This window comes from uncultured Shewanella sp. (assembly GCF_947495455.1).
Classification (GTDB): Bacteria; Pseudomonadota; Gammaproteobacteria; order Enterobacterales; family Shewanellaceae; genus Shewanella.
In genome coordinates, this window is sequence record NZ_CANLZC010000020.1 from 18871 (window position 1) to 37879 (window position 19009).

A 19009-nucleotide genomic window follows, 5' to 3' on the forward strand; every position below is an offset into this window, starting at 1 on the left:
GTGACGTCAGTAGGCCAGTATTCTTTGCTGAATTGTCTTTAAGGACATGTATTTAATTGCGGAGTTTGAATGATGTTTCTTGTTTCTTGTTTCTTGTTTCTTGTTTCTTAGTTGTTCGTTCATTAATGATGACACCGCCTTTAAAAAAGGCGGCGAGGGAGATTAAATCTTAACGACGATTTTACCTATCTGTTCACTGGCCTCCATATATCTATGTGCAGATTGAATATCTTCAAAAGCAAAAATTTTATCAACCTTAGGAAAGAGCTTTTTCTGTTCAAGACCTTGATAAATAAATTGCTTCGCTCTTTCCAATCTCACTGGATCTTGAGTCAGTTCAAATAACGTATAGCCGACAATGGTTAATGCTTTTTCCAAAGCTTTAAAGAGCGGATAAATACTGGGGTTAGGATCTAAGGCGCCGTATTCGATAATGATACCCGCTTGAGCAGCGGCATCGCCTAATTCATTTAATAAAGGCCCACCAATAGGGTCAAAAATGAGATTTGCACCTTGACCTTCAGTGATTAGATTCACAGATTGGCTTATGGATTCAGAATCACTTTCTATCACATAATGGGCGCCAGCTTGTTTCAAGCTCGTGACTTTTTCTGGGCCGCGAGTGGTTGCTATCACAGTTGCACCTATCCAATTGGCGATTTGAATGGCGGCAATACCGACACTTGAGCTGGCAGCTGTGATCAAAATTGTTTGATCGCTCGTGAGTTTTCCCACTTCACAAAGTGCGCCGTAGGCTGTGACATATTGCATCCAAATGGCTGTACCTTCAGCAGGTGATAAATGGGTGGGGTACTTAGCCACGGCAAAAGCGGGGACAATGGGGTGCTTACCATAGACGCCATATTCTCCCATGGTAAATGCAGGTATAGTACTGACAATATCTCCACATTTTAGATCAGTCACCCCTTCACCCACAGCATCAATGACTCCAGAGACTTCATAGCCGATTTTCGAAGGATAACTGGGCTGCTCTATATATGCTCCATTTCTAAACATCACCTCCGCACGGTTTAAACCAATTGCAGCTGCTTTAATTCTGACTTCTCCCACGCCTGGCTTAGGCATGTCCAATGTATCGATTTGTAATACTGAAGCATCGCCAGCTTGATGAAAGCGTACAGTTTGGGTTGTTTTCATTACTATAACCTTTTGAATGATAATGATTGTTACATTTGTTGAATTTAGCCTTTGCTTATTGGTTTATCAATTAACTTTTTATTATTTGTAATAATTTTTCGTTATCATGGTAAACATGATGAGGTTGTTTTTCTTCTCTTGTATACTTTTCTTTGATCCATTGCTTAACAGGAACAATCCATTCCGGTAGCGGTGTATAAAAAGCACCATGTTCTTTACCCGTAGAAATCGCAATCTCTTTAAATGATTTAAGGTTATCACTTCTATTTTTAAGCTTTTGACATGTACTCGCATCATCACTGGTTTCATAAACGGACAACACATCGCCATTGAGCTTAATGTCAGCATATTTCTTTGAAACAATACGCCCGCAACCCGCTAAAAGAATCGCATTAACAGGTGTTTCTTTCAGATAATGAGAAGTTAAACTGGTAATAAAAGCGCCACGGGAAAAACCCATAATGGTGATGTGATCAGCATCGACTCCATATTTGATTAACTCTTCCACATTATTGGCTAATGCTTTTGCATGCTTAAAGGGATCGCTGCCTTTTGCTCTGTGATAGGCGATCAAATGATATTCCTCATCTGACAATGCCGCTTTTATCGCAGGAAACTCATAAACTCCCCACCGTTCGTTTTTTGGAGTCGGGTTGTTGCCTTCTACAATAAAGCCATGGGAATAAAACACATATTTGTCATTGGCATTAATGTGCTCTGGGAATTTATCGTAAACATTCCCCGCAAAAGAGTATGATGAAAACAGCAGACTGATTAATATCGAAAATTTGATAGTGACTCTCCTTAGTCGTTAACGCCCCTGAGTAGTTAAAGCCCCAAACAGAGGCAAGGCTTTGATCTATTAAAGGGCTTTTTATAAGGTACTTTCAAAGTGTTGACTGATTGAATGTAAAGGGCTAAAACCACCAAATAGGTTTTGTGGAAATGATTTCTTTGTTGCGATTTTGATGTACATAGAATATAAAATAGTTTTCTCAATTTTAGTAAACCATTCGGCACTTAACGCTTTATTAGACTCGGATAATCCCTCTGCAGATAAATACTTAATCAAGTCTTCATATTGAGGAATATCTCAAATAACGGAGGCGCCTATACGATTATCGCCTTTTTTAAGAGGTAGCGCATAACTAATTAAATTGGTGCATCCTTCAGGTATTTTTATGCCCTCTACACAAGAAATCCCAACCCAATTTTGCTTCATTTCTAATTCATGAGCGGAGATTACTGCTTTTCCATACACAAGTTCATTCGACCAAGTATATTCACCAAAACTAATAGTCCCTCGTAAAGGTATTGATTCTTTGACACAGGTATTTAATAAGTCTCGACTAGCGTTTACAACCTGAATTAAATCAGAGTCACTCTCACCTACACCAATGAATAAGGTGTCGCTTATAAGCTGATAGTTTTCAATATCATGAGATTTACATATATCTCTTACTATACCAATCCACTTATCGATTTTAAGGCGTAAATCATCTTCAGACAGATTTTCAATCATTTGACTAAAGCCTAAAATGTCTAAAATTAAAAAATATCCTTTCATTTAATTCTTACCCTATAATGCTGCCCTATGCGGAAAATTTAAGCATGACAAGAAGTTGTTCGACAGTCTTGACTTGTTATGACTTTATACCAAAAAGGGCCTCTGAAATCATTTTTAGAGATATGCTACTTTTACCTGTTAGATCAAGGCGCATCGCCATAACCATATCACTAAATGCTATGTAATTATCGTGAGATTTGAGAGAAACGTGTTCGTTAAAAAAGTAGTGGAGTTTTTCGACAACCAGATCACTGCCAACAACTATAGCTCTGGATTTGGCCTTAGTAAGATCTTGCAATTGCTCGATTCCTCTTTGTTCTGAAAATTGAGCTGTTCCAGCAAGATTTGATACTGCATTTATTAAGTCTAGGTATGCAGTTGAACGTATTTCTATGTGTTTCTTTGTTTTTTCACTTAATTTTCCAAAATAGTACTGAATTAGCCCACCTGCAAATACACCCAATAGACCGACTAAAGCAGCAATTAATTTTACATCCATAAATTATCCTTTTAGTTATAACTTTCCATCGCGCGCATGTTTGATTAGACCAATTATTATTGAATTAAGGCATTAGTAAAAATACATATAAAACCTATACTAATATACTGTTTTAAATATAAATAATTTATAACCTTACCAGACTTTAGTCGAGTAAACCAGTAAATCACTGAACCTTAATTCGAAGAAACACACTGCTTTAATGCTTTTCAAGTCAGTGTGAATGCATCTGTATGCCTTCGACTTCAAGGATGAAGTCGCAGAGCGCCCATGGACGGGTTTACAGCGTGCTACAGAAGCATTTGCACAAGAGCCTGCCGCAGGCAATTTATATCAGTAAAGTTTAAAGTTAAAAATTAGCCTATTGACGACTGCCATGGCTAGATGCGGCATTTTTTAAATATTAATAGACGAAAGCTGAATAATTAATTTCAATAGGACAATACTGTTGAAGATGAAAATAAAAAATGTTTTCGCCTTCATTAGAAGGCGATGAAAATCACCCTGCGCGCAAACTCAACAATTGCGCAATATCCAGCGGTTTATCATAACGGCAAAATTGCGGATTTTTTTGTTCAATGGCATAAATAGACATGCGATCGGCCAGTTCATTGCCTTCGATGCCAATGTGAGCAGCGACGTGTTTAATGCTAATGTCATGTTTGAGTTCGCAATACAAGGCATAGGCTTGCTGAATGATCTCAAGATTTTTAATATCACCCGCTGTTTGTCGTTTCCAGCCTTTGGCTTGCCAGCCAGCAGCCCATTGAGTAATGCAGTTTATGGAATATTGTGAATCACTCAATATTTGTACCGATTGCTTAGCGGCCATGGCTTCTTTTGCTAGCAGCAGTGCTTGGTGAAGGGCGTTGAGCTCGGCGGAGTTATTGGTGCCATTGGCATGATATAAACCGTAATAAAGGGCCGATAACTCTGTTTTATGGTAAAGCGCGACGCCTGAGCCTGCTTCGCCAGGATTGGGCTCACAACCCCCATCGGTATACAAGGTGACATCAAATGCTTGATGGCTTTCTTGAATTGCGCTAGGGGTGGTTTTTATTTTTGATTCCTTTGTGACTTTTTTATGAAGACGGCTTTGACTGCTGCCTTGAGAAAAAGCGGCTTGGGCTTCGGCCTGAGTTTTAAAGGATTTGTATTTCGCCCCCGGAAAATGTTCCACTTGTTTTTTGGCTTCATCCCACTGAGTAAAAATACCTGTTTGTCTGCCTTTCCATACCACGTAATACTTTTTTGTCATCATGTTCTCTGTTAATTAATCTGTGGGATCAATATGAATAATATTCTGATCCGCAATTTACCCATCTTGTTAAGCGTCTTGCTGTTAAATGTTTCGCTGTTATCTATTTAAGCTAAGTCAGCGGGGTTAAGGCATGCTTAGGGTCGTCGTTTAGTAATTCGGCCAGTTGTAAAATACCTTGCTGAAAATGGCTTTCGTCATCGATGGCCATCAATGACAAGCGAATGTATTCACCATGGGAATTTGCGGGTGAGTTTTGTGATGTTAAGGAGCAAGATGTAAAAAAACGGCCATGGCTGATCAGTATTTGTCTGTCTTGGGTTTCCATCATTAAGGTGTCGCCACGCCATTTATCGGGTAAGGCAATCCAAATATGGTAACTGGTATCATGGCTATAATGGGTTAAAAAAGACAAGGCCTTTTTGGTAAATGCTTGGCGTTTTCGTGCGATGTTTTTTTGCGTGTTCACCAGAGTGAATGCCTCCCCAGACTCGATGAGGCATTGGGCCAGATTAAAGGTTAATGGAGAAGCGAGCCAGATGGATGCGCGAATACGGGCGGTCAATTTTCGAATTTCATTGCGAGGGGCCTTTAAATAGGCGCATCGCAGAGCGGGACTGATGGCTTTAGACAGTCCGCTAATGTGAAAGCTTTGCTCGGGAATGAAATTTGTGATGGCGGGGATCACCTCATCATTTAAAAAGCCATATAAGTCATCTTCTATTAACCAAGTCGAATGGGCTGCTATCATCTTTGCAATGGCTTTTCGACGTGCTAATGGCATGGTAATGGTAGTGGGATTTTGATGAGAGGGCAAAATGACCACTAACTTTATATCATGATCTTTCAAGGCTTGGTTGAGCGCATCGACTTTCATACCTTGTTCGTCCATGGGAATACTGACAAGGGTTAAGCCGTGGAGCTGTGCAATGGATAAAATGCCAGGATAAGTATATTGCTCAACGGCAATGACATCACCGGGTTGCGTGTAGGTGTGAATGAGAATTTCTAGGGCATTTTGTGCGCCATTGGTGAGCAGAATTTCTTGGGCATGCTGTACGTTTAATCCAAAGTTACGTGCCCATTTTGCTCCAGCTTCTTTATGGGCCATGTGGCCACTATGATCGGCATAGCCCAACATGTCTAGGCTTAAATCTTGTGCACTTTGTCGAAAGGCGTTTTGTAAGGTACTTTGGTTGTAGATTAAGCAAGGTTGAAGAATAGAAAAATTATATTCTCGCTCAATATCAGTTGCTTGTATGGCATTTTCAAGCATGGAGTTAGCACAGACAAAGGTGCCTTTACCCACAAAAGAGACGACTTTTTGTTGCTCAGCCAATAATGAATAGGCTTTTGCTACAGTGCTGGGGGTTGTGCCTAATTCACTCGCTAACACCCTATGAGGAGGCAGCTTAGTGTTAGCAGGGTATAAACCTTCTAAAATACGGTTGTCGATAGTTTGGGCTATGTGCCTAAACTTATTATTACTCATGAAGAGCAGTCCTTGAAATTAACGAAAAGTGGAAGCTGGTGTCAGTGTAAGGAGAAAAGTGCAGTAAGTAAACCTATGTCAAATTGTTGAACAAATAAAATTGACATAGGTCAATATGGCAGGGTAGACTCAGTCAATATTAATCATCTGACGCTACATACTCTATTTTGCTTGAGTATGCTAAAGCGTACACAATTTAATAGGTAGGGGCGTATGAAATCAGTGAAAGTCGCATTTATTGGTCTAGGCGTGATGGGGTTTCCAATGGCGGGCCATCTGCAGCGGATAGGTTATTCAACCACAGTGTTTAATCGAAACAGTGAAAAAGCAAGCAACTGGACGCAAGAGTACCAAGGATTGAGTGCGGACACGCCTAAAGCGGCGGCGATGGACGCCGATATTGTCTTTGTGTGTGTGGGCAACGATGATGATGTTCGAAGCGTGGTTTATGGTGAAAATGGCATTGTTGCAGGTATGAAGCCTGATTCGATTTTAGTGGATCATACCACCACTTCGGCCACATTGGCGGTAGAGCTAAGGGAGTATTGTCAACGCCAAGGTGTGCATTTTATTGATGCGCCAGTGTCTGGTGGTCAAGCGGGTGCAGAAAAGGGAGCGTTAACTGTGATGTGTGGCGGCGAGCCTGAAATTTTTGAACGGGTGCAGCCTGTGATGGACGCGTATGCGAAACAAAGCACCTTGTTAGGGGAAAATGGGCAAGGTCAGCGCTGTAAAATGGTGAATCAAATTTGTATTTCAGGGGTGTTACGTGGTTTGAGTGAGGCATTAACCTTAGCCGAGAAAGCGAATTTGAATATTGAAGATGTTGTTAATACGCTAAAGCATGGCGCGGCAGGTTCTTGGCAAATGGAAAATCGAGCGGTGACTATGGCTCAGGATAAGTTTGATTTTGGTTTTGCCATTGATTGGATGATAAAAGATTTAGGGATTTGTTTAGATGAAGCTAAGCAATATGGATTAACGCTACCACTCACTCAGTCGGTGAATAATGATTATCAAGCATTATCTGATCAAGGGTTAGGGCGTATGGATACCTCCATTTTAATTAAGGCGTCATCTTTGAAAAAATAGCCTCACTCATTGTGAGATTGCGTCATAAACAGCTGCTATTTTGCACCTGTTTATGACGCTTTAGTGATGCGTTTATTCTTCCACTGGCACTTTAATACTCGCTTCTTCAATAGCTTTTTGCTTATTTTTCGTGATGATGAGTCGCATTATTCCTAGACTGATCACTATGCCTGTGAAAGTGGATATCATCATCGATAGCCCAGCACCTAAAGTGTCTGAATTGAGTAAAAAGCTAATCACCACAGTTGTCATGAATAAGGCGGGCAAGGTGGTTATCCAATGTAACTTTTGATGACGCAATAAATAAGCTGAGCTGGTCCAAAGCATGATGACTGCAGTCGCCTGATTGGCGACGCCGAAATAGCGCCAAAGGACGGCGAAATCCACTTACGTTAGAATGCCACCGGCAATGAACAAGGGAATGGCAAAGAGTAATCGTTTGGGTAGGGCTTTTTGTGGCGTATTAAACATTTCTGAAAGAATGAGTCTTGCCGAACGAAAGGCAGTATCACCTGAGGTAATGGGCAAAATAATGACGCCTAAAATGGCCAGTCCACCGCCAAGTGTTCCCAGTAGTACGTTGGAGGCATCGTAAACCAGGTTGGCTGGATTACTTTTCATGGCAATATTAAGACCGTTAACGCCGTCATAAAAAGATAAGGCAATGGCACACCAAATTAACGCTATGATCCCTTCACCGATCATAGCGCCAAAAAAGACGAAACGGCCATTAGCCTCGTTTTCAACGCAGCGTGCCATGAGGGGAGATTGTGTGGCGTGAAAGCCTGATACTGCGCCGCATGCAATAGTAATAAACAGCGCTGGCCATAAAGGCATATCATTAGGGTTTAAATTACTAAACACATCTTTGATGCTATAGCTGGCCAATAATTGATGATCATTTGATATGATCAAAGCAATAGTCAGCCCTGCGGACATAAATAATAACAGTGCGCCAAAAAAGGGGTAAAGTTTACCAATAATTTTATCTATAGGCACTAAGGTTGCGAGCAGATAATAACTAAAAATAAGGATGACAAAGAGGCTCATGTGCCATCCGGTTAATTTACTGAGCAGTCCAGCAGGGGCAGAAATAAACACCACTCCCACTAATAACAGCAATATAATGGCAAAGAGGTTAGTAAAGTGTTGGGCGGGCTTGCCTAAGTATTTTCCGGCTAAATTGGGAATGGATTGCCCTTGATTGCGAACGGATAACATACCCGAAAAATAATCATGTACAGCACCGGCAAAAATACAGCCTAGGACAATCCACAGCATAGCAGCAGGCCCATAAAGCGCGCCCAATATTGGACCAAAAATGGGGCCAACCCCTGCAATATTGAGTAGCTGTATTAAATAGGCTTTACGCTTGGAAATAGGAATAAAATCGACCCCGTCATTGTGTTTATAGGCAGGGGTTTGACTGTGTGTATTAATACCAAATATTTTTTCAACAAAGGCGCCATAAATGACATAGCCAAGGATCAGTAACCCAACGCAGAGTAGAAACCACAGCATATTTTTCCCTCAAGATAAGATTATTTTTTAGTTTGTTATTTAATGTCAGCTAGTTATGTTAAATATTTAAATCTTGTTATTGTCTTTTTTGAGCTAATACCAATTTCATTATAAAAGTGATCTTTCAGCGGGAATTCAACATGCTGTAGGCAAGGTCGTTAATTGCTCCTGCATTAACAGACAGTCCCACCATCCATGGCGGTCGCAGATGATTGAAGCTAATAGTCATTCTATATCGAAAGCAGCTAACGTAGCATAAAGTATGTTGAAACCCGCACAAAGTGAGCTTCTCAGACATTTCACTTCTGCGTTGCATTCATTTGAAAGGGAATCACCATTACAGCATAAATGCGCCTTGAATTGAAAAGCCTGAGAAGCTCTGAATTGATCATCTATATAATGGAATTGGTATAAGTAAATTGCGATTAAAAAGTGAGCAAGATTTGTGTTTTTATTTTGGGATTGGTGATGCGAGAAGGGATCGGGTACACTAATGCCTTTCTTAGCCACTAGATAGATACTTTAACATGGAATTTTTAACGGGTTTATATCCTGGCATTAAGCACTTACATCTTACACTGGTTGCGACAAGTGTATTGTTTTTTGTTTTTCGATTTGTGCTGCATTTACGCGATTCAGCTTTGTTGGAGAAAAAGTGGCTGAAGATATCGCCTCATGTCATAGATACATTCTTGCTTCTCTCTGGATTGGTTTTATGTGTCGTTATTCAACAATTTCCTTTTGTTGATCCTTGGCTGACAGAAAAATTAGGTGCTGTTGTTGCTTATATCGTACTGGCAACTATAGCGTTAAAAGCAAACAGAGGTAAGCTTTTTAAAGTGTTTGCTGCATTTGGAGCATTAGGTTGGGTTGTGTACGCCGCAAAAATAGCGGTTTTTAAACAGGCAATATTAGTAAGTTAATGACAAAATTCATTCTGAGTGATGCGATAAAATTACCTGAAATCGCATTTGAAATTACAGAGCATCTTGGCTTTTCAAAAGTGCAAAGCACACAATGGGCTTGGTATGCCTTAGCGGGATCAGTATTAAGCCATTATGTGGTTGATAGACATGCTCGTCTACAAGCGCTGCTTCATTGGTTTTATCAAGAGAAAGGCTTTTGTGCTAGAGAAGATTATTTTAGTGTTGAAGCGGCTGATTTGGGGTGCTGTTTAGTCACGCGTCAAGGCAATAGCACTACATTAGCGACGCTTTTGATGTTACTTGCGAAACAGCTTGATTTGCAGGTGGCGTTAATTTTATTACCCGGTTTTACCGCATTGTGCTGTCGTATTGATAATGATGTTTATTATATTGACCCCTTAACGGGAAGGCGCATGACTAAACATGAATTGCATGTGGTTGTGCGAGGAGAGCTAGGCAATGCGGCAAAATTAAAACCGAGTTATTTAAAGCCTGTGACGCCAAAGCGCATTGTGTCTAGAATGATCCATGAAATAAAGGCAGGTTGTATTATTTCTCGTCAATTTGAGCCTGCTATGGAATGCAGCAATTTATTACTGCAATGGCATAGTGATGATCTTAACCTTAATCGAGAACGTGCATTCATCGCTCAGCAACTGGGTTGTTTAAGTTTAGCTTCGGCGGATTTAGAGCACTTTATTGATAATAGTCCTAATGATCCTTTGATTGAGTTGGTTAAAATACAGCTTAAAGAGCTTCAAAGTGAAGTGGAAGTTTTTCACTAACCTTGAAAGTGATAGCTTTTAGGCAATCTCAGTAACAGCGCCCTTATTAAAGGGCGCTGTTTTACATCTAAAAATAGGTATTTGACAGTGAGTTAGGTATATTCAACTTTTTAAATGGAAAAATAATAATAAAAGCAGCGACGACTGCAAAGGAGAAGTATTGATGAATGAAACAGCTTTGGTGACTAATGATGCGATTGCGTTAGGCTTGCTAACCACTATTTTAGGGGGGGTCTTTTACACTAGTACCAGTTCTCATCCATTTTGGAAAAAGTTCTATCGCTTTATTCCTGCATTGCTCTTGTGCTATTTTTTACCTTCATTGTTAAACACTTTTGGCATTGTCGATGGCGATACCTCTAAACTTTATTTTGTGGCCTCACGTTATTTATTGCCTGCTTGTTTGGTGTTGTTGATTTTAAGTGTCGATTTAAAGGCGATTTTTTCTTTAGGCCCTAAAGCATTAATTATGTTTTTAACGGGCACGGTGGGCATTGTCATTGGTGGTCCCATTGCACTATTGATTATTTCTGTTTTTCATCCTGATGTCATTGGAGGGCACGGGCCTGATGCCGTTTGGCGAGGAATGACCACCTTAGCGGGGAGTTGGATCGGCGGCGGTGCGAATCAGGCCGCGATGAAAGAAATTTATGGCGCTGGTGGCAATATTTTTTCCATTATGGTGACAGTCGATATTATTGTTGCCAATCTATGGATGTTAGTTTTGCTCTTTATGGCATCGAAAGCGGCTCAAATTGATGCGAAAAGCGGCGCAGATACCTCGGCAATAGAAGCGCTTAAGTTAAAATTGGAAACCTATCAAGCAGAAAAGTCACGTATTCCCAGTTTACGTGATTTGATTTTGATTGTGGCCATTGCCTTTGGTGCGGCTGGATTATCGCATTTAGGAGCCGACTTTTTAGGGCCCTATTTTCAGACGAATTATCCTTGGACTCAGACTTATAGTTTAACCTCAACGTTTTTTTGGTTAATTATTTTAGCCACAAGTTTTGGTTTATTGCTTTCCTTTACGCCTGCGCGTCATATGGAGGCGGCAGGAGCCTCTAAAGTAGGCTCGGTCTTTGTGTATATTTTAGTGGCGACTATTGGCTTGCACATGGATATTGCTCAACTAGCGAATAAAGCGAACCTTTGGTACTTTGCTATTGGGATCATCTGGATGGCAATCCATGCGGTGTTAATGTTGTTGGTGGCTAAATTGATTAAAGCGCCTGTGTTTTATATGGCGGTAGGCAGTAAAGCCAATGTCGGAGGGGCTGCTTCTGCACCGGTATTGGCGGCGGCCTTTCACCCTTCACTAGCGCCTGTTGGTGTTTTTTTAGCGGTATTAGGGTATGTATTGGGAACCTATATGGCATGGTTTTGTGGGCAATTGTTGCAGCTGGTTGCAGTATCGTGATAGTAGGTTTAACGGCATAGTACGACGTAATCAGCTAACCAGATACTTAACAATTGAATGATTTTGATAGAGAGATAATGATGAGTAATAAAGTAATTAAGTTAGGTGAAATAGATATTGCCAATGACAAGCCTTTTGTTTTATTTGGTGGTATGAATGTGCTTGAATCTCGTGATTTAGCCATGAGCATTGCAGAAACCTATGCAGAAGTGACACAAAAGTTAGGGATCCCTTATGTGTTTAAAGCATCTTTTGATAAGGCCAATCGCTCGTCGGTCAATTCTTATCGCGGTCCAGGTATGGAAGCGGGATTGAAAATTTTTGAAGAAATCAAATGCACGTTCAATTTACCGATTATTACCGATGTACACGAAGTGCATCAATGTGTCCCTGTTGCTGAGGTTGTTGATATTATTCAATTACCGGCTTTTTTGGCCCGTCAAACAGATTTAGTGGTCGCGATGGCAAAAACAGGGTCGATCATTAATGTTAAAAAACCACAGTTTTTAGCACCTCACGAAATGCGTCACATTATTACTAAGTTTAATGAGGCGGGGAATGATGAGATCATCTTATGTGAGCGTGGAAGCAGCTTTGGGTATAATAACCTTGTGGTTGATATGCTAGGGATGGATGAGATGAAGCAATCGGGTTATCCAGTCATTTTTGATGCGACTCACGCTCTGCAGCGACCTGGAGGTCGAACGGACTCAGCCGGAGGCCGTCGAGCTCAAGCGACAGAGTTGGCTCGCAGCGGCATGGCATTAGGTTTGGCGGGATTATTTATTGAGGCTCATCCTGATCCTGAACAAGCGAAATGTGACGGCCCATGTGCTTTGCCTTTGCATCAATTAGAGAATTACTTAACGCAAATGAAGGCTGTTGACAATCTGGTTAAATCCTTTGCTCCTATTGATACCAGTAAATAATCGCCTGTTTCAACATGTTGCTTAATTAAGTAATAAAAAACCGCTAAAAGGATTATTAGCGGTTTTTTATTGATTTAGCTATCCCGTTTACGAATGGCAATGCTGATGCAAATAGCGGCACCTCCCCAAGTGAGTCCTAAACCAATACACATCATAATCATTGCTGCAGTTGTCATAATGGGTTCTCATCGGTTATTGAAGGGGAGGGTTTAATGGGTTTAGAACACAAAGCGATAATGAGCGAAATCAATAGCATTAAGGAGATTAATCCCCATCCAAGAATAAGTTGTTCTATTAAAGCGTATTCTCCATATCCTTGAGTGAGGGTATTAAATAGGTTTCTGATCAGAATAACCAGTAATAGTGCAGGGCTAATAAAACGTAAGCATAAGTCTAGCCATTTTCCTAAGCTAAAGTCTGACAGTTGATTGGCATAAAATCGTATTGTCGTTGCTTTAATAAACCAAGCGATCAGAGTGACTTCCATAAGACAGCTAAAGAGTAAGGCGAGATTATTAATGAAGTAATCAACTAAGTCTAGTAATAATATTCCTCCGTTTGTAGCAAAGAATAGCGATATGACAACGCCTATTGCGCATACCAGTGTGGCGACTTTTTTTCTTGGATACTTTGTTTTATCTATAATGGCGGAAATTACTGCTTCCATAATAGAGATATGAGAGCTGAGTCCTGCAACTATTAAGGTGAAAAAAAATAACGGCCCAAGAATGTAAGGGATAGGTAAGTGAGTAATGGCTTCTGGTATGGTAACAAATGCCAGTCCTACACCAGATGAAATAACATTAGTGACAGGTTGTGCTTGCTGATCGGCCATATGACCTAAGACACTAAAAATGAGAATGCCTGCTAGAATAGAGAATCCACAATTGACAAGCACAGTGATAATCGCATTATTGTTGATATCAGATTTTGTCGGTAAATAGCTGGAATAGGCAAACATGATGGCAAAACCGACACTTAAGGTGAAAAATATTTGACCGTATGCTGCTGACCACACTTTAGGGTTAAAGAGTTGACTAAAGTCAGGTTGAAAGAGGTAGTTGAGTCCATCTTGGGCGCCGGGTAAAAATGCGGTTTGGGAGATCAAAAATAACACCATAATTAATAAAAGCGGCATCAAGAGCTTATTGGCTTTTTCTATGCCGCCTTTGATGCCTGTATAAACCGCGAAAAAGGTGATACTCCATGCAATTAACATCGGAATAGCAATGTGCAATAACAGCTCTCCTAATTGTGAAGGTGAATGGTCATTGAGTTGTAAATATTGACTGAAAAAAAACTGATTGGTGTCATTCCCCCAATTTTGAGTAAAGGAAAGGCCAAAATAAGAAATTGACCAGCCTATAATAGCGACGTAATAAATGCCGATAACAGCGGCGATCATGACTTGAAACCAGCCTAACCATTGCAAGCGAGTGTTTAAGCTTATACCCAGTTGTTCAAAGATGCCTGGAGCCGCCTGACGTAACTTGTGACCCAAACTGAATTCCATAATCATAAAAGGGATCCCAGCAGACAACATAGCGAATAAGTAAGGGATTAAAAAAGCCCCGCCGCCATTTTCATAAGTGATATAAGGAAAACGCCAGATGTTTCCTAAGCCTATGGCAGAGCCCACAGCCGCTAATATAAAGCCCGTTCTCGTGTTCCATTGCTCCCTTTTCATACTTGTCCTTTAATGGGGATTATTATTCGTATTAATAAAAGTTTAGTTACATTTCTTTCTCTTTGTTGAATGAATAAATATTAAATTTGATATTCTTTTAGCGTCAGATATAAGATGAAACTGATAAGTAAAGTATGATTGAGTATGGTGTGGTTTGTAGTTATAACTCAACGATGGTGCAAATATTTTTTTGATTATTGACTCTACTTTTAATTAAATTGATTAAGCTGGACATTCATTTACTTTATGGCGATATAAACTTTTTTATTTTCTAGGGTTAACCCTTTTGAGGTCATCATGAAACTTTTAAGTCGATACAGTTTGCTGCTATTAATTCCTTCAATCTTGTTTAGCCCTTTAAGCTTGGGGAACCCCCATGGGCACGGCGACAGGCACGGACCTAAAAGAAAAGACAAAGTGGTGGTTGTGGTGCAAGCGCCCAAACATAAAGTCGGTTATAAGAGGAAGCATATGCCTAAAGGGGCGACACGGATCGCGGTGAAGAAGAATAATTATTATTTTTACAATGGCTTTTACTATCGTTCAATCAGAGGTGAATATCAAGTGGTTGCGAGTCCTCGTGGCGCACGTATTAAGGCATTACCGGCAGGCTATAGAAGGATAGTGATTGGCGCCATACCTTATTTCGTGTTTGAAGGGACGTTTTATCGATATCAAGAAAGTACGAGAGATTACATGGTTGTCGATGAGCCTCACTCAAATGATGAGGTGATTCAAGTGTCGGGTCAATACATTGCGGGTGAAGTGTACTCTCAATTACCTGAGCATACAGAACCAGTTAAAAAGAATGGTATGCAATACTTCAAGTATGGCTCACTTTATTTCTTGCCCCAAGTGACCAATGGCAGTGTGGTTTATCTCGCGGTCAAATTTAACTGATATTCATATTGCAGAAAATGCCCTCTGGTTTGAATGGCTAAGATTGTCCTTTCAAACCAGAGTGTAATACCAATTCCATTATATAGATGATCAATTCAGAGCTTCTCAGGCTTTTCAATTCAAGGCGCATTTATGCAGTAATGGTGATTCCCTTTCAAATGAATGCAACGCTGAAGTGGAATGTCTGAGGAGCTCACTTTGTGCGGGTTTCAACATACTTTATGCTACGTTAGCTGCTTTCGATATAGAATAACTATTTACTTCAATCATCTGCCTTGCCTACAGCATGTTGAATTCCCGCTGAAAGATCACTTATATAATGGAATTGGTATAATTAAATGATTATTCATTGATTTCAATTTGTTTTATTCGTCGATAAAGTTTGATGTTTTCAGGCACGGCTATTTGGTGTTTTTTGGCTTGCTGAATAATATAGCCGTTGATATTGTCAATTTCACTTTGCCTACGATGTTTAATATCTTGATACATAGAAGAGAAATTATTCTGTGTGAGTGTGATAACATCAAAAATACGCTTAAGTAAGTTCGCTTTATTTAATTGAATACCATCATGTTGCGCTACTAATATCACTTCATCGGTGATCGTTTCAATTGACGCAGGGTATTGGGTGTTATTGAGCTCTCCATTTTTGCACTGATGAATGGCAGTAAGGGGGTTAATCGCTGCATTGACTGCGAGTTTTTGCCATAACATAGGAATAATGGCGTCGCAGTATTCAATATTGTGAATACTGTTAAGCAGTGTTTGCTTCAAACTGTCGCTTAATACAGGGCCGAAGTAATGGCCAAATTGTGTCAGCCCTGTTCCAGTTTGCTCTATATGCCATCTATCATGTTTGATTGCCCCTTGAGATGTGGTTCCTAAACTGAGTCCTAAATTGGGATAGGAGTGACGTAATGTTTCTTCAATAATCAGGTGTGGCCCCATGCCATTATGGAGTAATAAGATATGGCATTGAGGATCGAGCTTATCGAGCAGGGGGAGTAATGCATCAGTGACTTGATAAGACTTAACGCAAACAATGAGTAATTGAATTTTTTGGAGAGTGTGACTTTCGTGTTGCGCACTAATGCAATTTGCTACGTAGCTTATTTTGCTGCCTGTTAATGAAGTGAAATTAACTTCTTGGCAACGTGTTTCATGACGATCGATGAAGTAAAATATATCTTGATTTTTATTGAGCTGACTTAATTGAAAATGTTTGAGTTGACCAATGGCGCCAGCGCCTAATATTCCGATATGATTCATATTAAAGGGCCTACTGCTTGATGGTGAAGAGGCATTATACTTAAAAAGAGATTAATTTTCGGCTTTTTCTCCATTGATATACGGCTTTTTACGTTTATCAAGTAAATAAAGCAAATAAAACAAATAAAAACAGAATATTCCGATAAAGTCTGCTATGAGATCGATAAAAGAAGCGGTTCGATAAGGAAGAGTGGCTTGAATGATTTCTATGATACTGGCGTAGGCCATTAAAAAGGTAATGATAAGATAATGATTTGGCTTAAAAGCATAATATGTTAACAAGGATAATATAAAAAAAATGCCAGCATGTGCGATCTTGTCGAAATGCGGGATCCAAGTGGGGCTATAGCTTGGCCTTGAAAATACTAAGTAACTGATAAGTAATAAGCTGACGAAAAGCACTATTTTGAATATTGACGGTTTTGTACTCACAAGTGGCGACATCGTATTTTAGTTTGGTTTCATCATAGGCGATATGCACCAATAAAGTCACCTATTAAGATCATTTTATCTTTAAAACCTTCAACTTTGAGTGTTCCGTGGGTAGACTAGATCTTTTTATGGAAAATAGGACTGTAAATTATGCCTTCTATGGATATCGTCTCTGAGGTTGATGAAGTTGAATTACGTAATGCCGTTGATAATTCTCGACGTGAGCTGAGTAATCGTTTTGATTTTAGAGGCAAAGAAGCCAGTATTGAATATAAAGATCATGTGGTGACCTTATCTGCTGAAGATGATTTTCAATGTCAACAGTTGGTTGATATCTTACGTATGCAGTTAAGTAAAAGAAATGTCGATCCAGCAGCAATGGATGTGGATGATAAAGCTATTCACAGTGGGAAAACCTTTTCTTTAAAAGTGAATTTTAAGCAAGGCATTGAAACGCTTACAGCAAAAAAACTGGTTAAGTTAATAAAAGACAGTAAGCTTAAAGTACAATCATCTATTCAAGGTGACTCTGTTAGGGTCACGGGAAAAAAGCGCGATGATCTTCAGGCGGTCATGGCATTAGCAAGAGAGTCAGATTTAGGCCAACCTTTCCAGTTTAATAACTTTAGAGATTAATAAGTATTGTTTTTGAGCCCTCATGACTCACGAATTGAGGGCTTTATTCTTTTTATTCGGGATGGGGGGCATATTTATTGACGAGATAAATAAGTCCTAATACGGGAAGCCCGATAGCGCTTGTTCCAATGAAGAAGCTTACATAGTTAAAGTGGTCGATGTACATGCCAGAAAAGCCAGCGATAAATTTAGGAAAGAGTAACATTATCGATGACAATAAGGCATATTGGGTAGCGCTGAACCCACTGCTCGTGAGGCTAGATAAATAAGCGATAAAGGCTGAAGTGGCAATCCCTGAGCAAAAATTATCGACAGAGATTATACCGGTAAGCAGTGTGACATCGTATCCAATTATCGCTTGGTAGGCGAATAAAATATTAGTGACGGAAGCCAAAAGCGCGCCTAAAAATAAAATCTTTATCGTGCCATATCGCGCAATTAAAAGACCACCGAATCCCGCTCCGACTAAGGTCATGATTAATCCATAGACTTTTGTAATTGTGGCGATTTCAGCTTTAGAAAACCCCATATCAACATAAAAGACATTAGCCATGATCCCCATGACAATATCCGATATTCGATAACAAGATACCAGTAATAATATTAAAATAGCACTGCGCCCATAGCGCTTAAAAAAGTCGATGAAGGGTAAGGCTGATGCGGTATATACCCAAGCAAGTAGCCCTGCGATTCGAGTAGGATACCGACGAGATAACTGCTGCTTTAATTGTGCTTCTTGTTCATCAGCTTCTTTCGTTTCAACATCCGGTTCACGGCAAAAGAGGGTTGTTAATAGCCCTACCATCATAAACCCCGCCATGACCAAATAAGCCGTTTGCCAGGCTTGTAAGTTATAGACTTGGCTATCGGGTTCTACCCATGCGGCAATGGAGAGTGCACCAGCAGTAGAGATGATCATCGCACCGCGATAGCCGACTTGATAAGCGGCGGCCAGTGCTGCTTGCATTTTTTGAGGAGCCGACTCAATACGAAAGGCATCAATAACAATATCTTGTGTCGCAGAAGAAAAAGCAATTAAAAAGGCAAATACGGCTAAGCTTTTAAGGTTTTCTAGTGGGTTGCTTTGACTCATTGCTATAATCGCTAAAATGACCATGCTCTGTGCAAGAAGCATCCATGCCCGCCTTCGGCCTAGTAAGGAAGTGAGTATAGGTAATGAGAGCCTATCGACTAAAGGAGACCAAACCCACTTAAACCCGTAAGTGAGTGCTATCCAACTGAAATAGCCTATGGCACTGCGATCAATCCCTGCTTCTCTCAGCCAAAACGACAGTGTTGAAAAGACTAGCATCAGTGGTAGGCCTGATGAAAAACCTAAAAAAAGCAAAACGAGGACGCGCTTATGGCGGTAAATGGAAAAAGCTTGTTGGATCCGTTGCAAACGCGTGCTGGCAATAGTCATAAAATTACTACTTGA

At 40.2% G+C, this 19009-nt stretch carries 18 protein-coding genes and 1 pseudogene; 7 read left to right on the forward strand and 12 right to left on the reverse strand.

Translation table 11 applies throughout. The features are described 5' to 3' along the window. Positions 1-162: 162 nt before the first annotated feature. The 6 genes from Q0791_RS07680 to Q0791_RS07705 form a co-directional block, all read right to left on the reverse strand. Complete coding sequence (locus Q0791_RS07680) at positions 163-1158, reverse strand: zinc-dependent alcohol dehydrogenase family protein (RefSeq protein ID WP_299004412.1); 996 nt, start codon at positions 1156-1158, stop codon at positions 163-165. 70 nt (positions 1159-1228) lie between these two features. Next, positions 1229-1849, reverse strand: a complete 621-nt coding sequence (locus tag Q0791_RS07685) for an alpha/beta hydrolase (RefSeq protein WP_299004414.1) — start codon at positions 1847-1849, stop codon at positions 1229-1231. A gap of 402 nt (positions 1850-2251) precedes the next feature. Further along, positions 2252-2725, reverse strand: a complete 474-nt coding sequence (locus Q0791_RS07690; RefSeq protein WP_299004416.1) for a hypothetical protein — start codon at positions 2723-2725, stop codon at positions 2252-2254. Between the two features lie 76 nt (positions 2726-2801). Next, positions 2802-3224 (reverse strand): hypothetical protein, encoded by a 423-nt coding sequence (locus tag Q0791_RS07695; RefSeq protein ID WP_299004418.1) that lies wholly within the window; start codon positions 3222-3224, stop codon positions 2802-2804. Positions 3225-3723: 499 nt separating this feature from the next. Then, complete coding sequence (locus tag Q0791_RS07700; RefSeq protein WP_299004521.1) at positions 3724-4482, reverse strand: ribonuclease H family protein; 759 nt, start codon at positions 4480-4482, stop codon at positions 3724-3726. 112 nt (positions 4483-4594) lie between these two features. Continuing rightward, positions 4595-5974: a PLP-dependent aminotransferase family protein gene (locus tag Q0791_RS07705; protein ID WP_299004420.1), complete on the reverse strand. Its 1380-nt coding sequence runs from the start codon at positions 5972-5974 to the stop codon at positions 4595-4597. A 213-nt stretch (positions 5975-6187) separates the two neighbouring features. On the opposite strand from Q0791_RS07705, the gene Q0791_RS07710 reads away from it, so the two are divergent. Then, the gene (locus tag Q0791_RS07710; protein WP_299004422.1) at positions 6188-7066 is read left to right on the forward strand and encodes an NAD(P)-dependent oxidoreductase; all 879 of its coding nucleotides are present in this window, start codon (positions 6188-6190) and stop codon (positions 7064-7066) included. A gap of 72 nt (positions 7067-7138) precedes the next feature. Here the strand turns inward: Q0791_RS07710 and Q0791_RS07715 are convergent. After that, positions 7139-8587, reverse strand: a pseudogene (locus Q0791_RS07715) (carbon starvation protein A). A gap of 527 nt (positions 8588-9114) precedes the next feature. Here Q0791_RS07715 and Q0791_RS07720 point away from each other — a divergent pair. From Q0791_RS07720 to kdsA, 4 genes are all read left to right on the forward strand, one after another. Continuing rightward, entirely contained in the window at positions 9115-9510 is a 396-nt protein-coding gene (locus Q0791_RS07720; protein ID WP_299004425.1) for a SirB2 family protein, read from the forward strand. Continuing rightward, entirely contained in the window at positions 9510-10298 is a 789-nt protein-coding gene (locus tag Q0791_RS07725) for a tetratricopeptide repeat protein (protein ID WP_299004427.1), read from the forward strand. The genes Q0791_RS07720 and Q0791_RS07725 overlap by 1 nt, the downstream gene beginning before the upstream one ends. Before the next feature lie 163 nt (positions 10299-10461). Beyond that, positions 10462-11718 (forward strand): DUF819 family protein, encoded by a 1257-nt coding sequence (locus tag Q0791_RS07730; protein WP_299004430.1) that lies wholly within the window; start codon positions 10462-10464, stop codon positions 11716-11718. Positions 11719-11798: 80 nt separating this feature from the next. Beyond that, a complete protein-coding gene (gene kdsA, locus Q0791_RS07735; RefSeq protein WP_299004524.1) occupies positions 11799-12647 on the forward strand; it encodes a 3-deoxy-8-phosphooctulonate synthase in 849 nt (282 codons plus the stop codon). Between the two features lie 74 nt (positions 12648-12721). Here kdsA and Q0791_RS07740 read toward each other — a convergent pair whose 3' ends face one another. Next, positions 12722-12823, reverse strand: a complete 102-nt coding sequence (locus tag Q0791_RS07740; protein WP_299004433.1) for a MetS family NSS transporter small subunit — start codon at positions 12821-12823, stop codon at positions 12722-12724. Beyond that, positions 12820-14334: a sodium-dependent transporter gene (locus Q0791_RS07745; protein WP_299004436.1), complete on the reverse strand. Its 1515-nt coding sequence runs from the start codon at positions 14332-14334 to the stop codon at positions 12820-12822. Before Q0791_RS07745 ends, Q0791_RS07740 begins: the two co-directional genes overlap by 4 nt. Positions 14335-14631: 297 nt before the next feature. Between Q0791_RS07745 and Q0791_RS07750 the strand changes: the two genes are divergently transcribed. Then, entirely contained in the window at positions 14632-15234 is a 603-nt protein-coding gene (locus Q0791_RS07750; protein ID WP_299004438.1) for a DUF6515 family protein, read from the forward strand. Positions 15235-15576: 342 nt separating this feature from the next. On the opposite strand, the gene Q0791_RS07755 is transcribed toward Q0791_RS07750, so the two are convergent. Further along, on the reverse strand, positions 15577-16503 hold the full coding sequence (locus tag Q0791_RS07755; RefSeq protein WP_299004441.1) for a 2-dehydropantoate 2-reductase: 927 nt from the start codon (positions 16501-16503) through the stop codon (positions 15577-15579). Positions 16504-16554: 51 nt separating this feature from the next. Next, complete coding sequence (locus Q0791_RS07760) at positions 16555-16935, reverse strand: VanZ family protein (RefSeq protein WP_299004444.1); 381 nt, start codon at positions 16933-16935, stop codon at positions 16555-16557. A 150-nt stretch (positions 16936-17085) separates the two neighbouring features. Between Q0791_RS07760 and Q0791_RS07765 the strand changes: the two genes are divergently transcribed. Beyond that, on the forward strand, positions 17086-17571 hold the full coding sequence (locus tag Q0791_RS07765) for a YajQ family cyclic di-GMP-binding protein (RefSeq protein ID WP_299004447.1): 486 nt from the start codon (positions 17086-17088) through the stop codon (positions 17569-17571). A 52-nt stretch (positions 17572-17623) separates the two neighbouring features. Here the strand turns inward: Q0791_RS07765 and Q0791_RS07770 are convergent, their stop codons facing one another. Further along, on the reverse strand, positions 17624-18994 hold the full coding sequence (locus Q0791_RS07770; RefSeq protein WP_299004450.1) for an MFS transporter: 1371 nt from the start codon (positions 18992-18994) through the stop codon (positions 17624-17626). Positions 18995-19009: the final 15 nt, after the last annotated feature.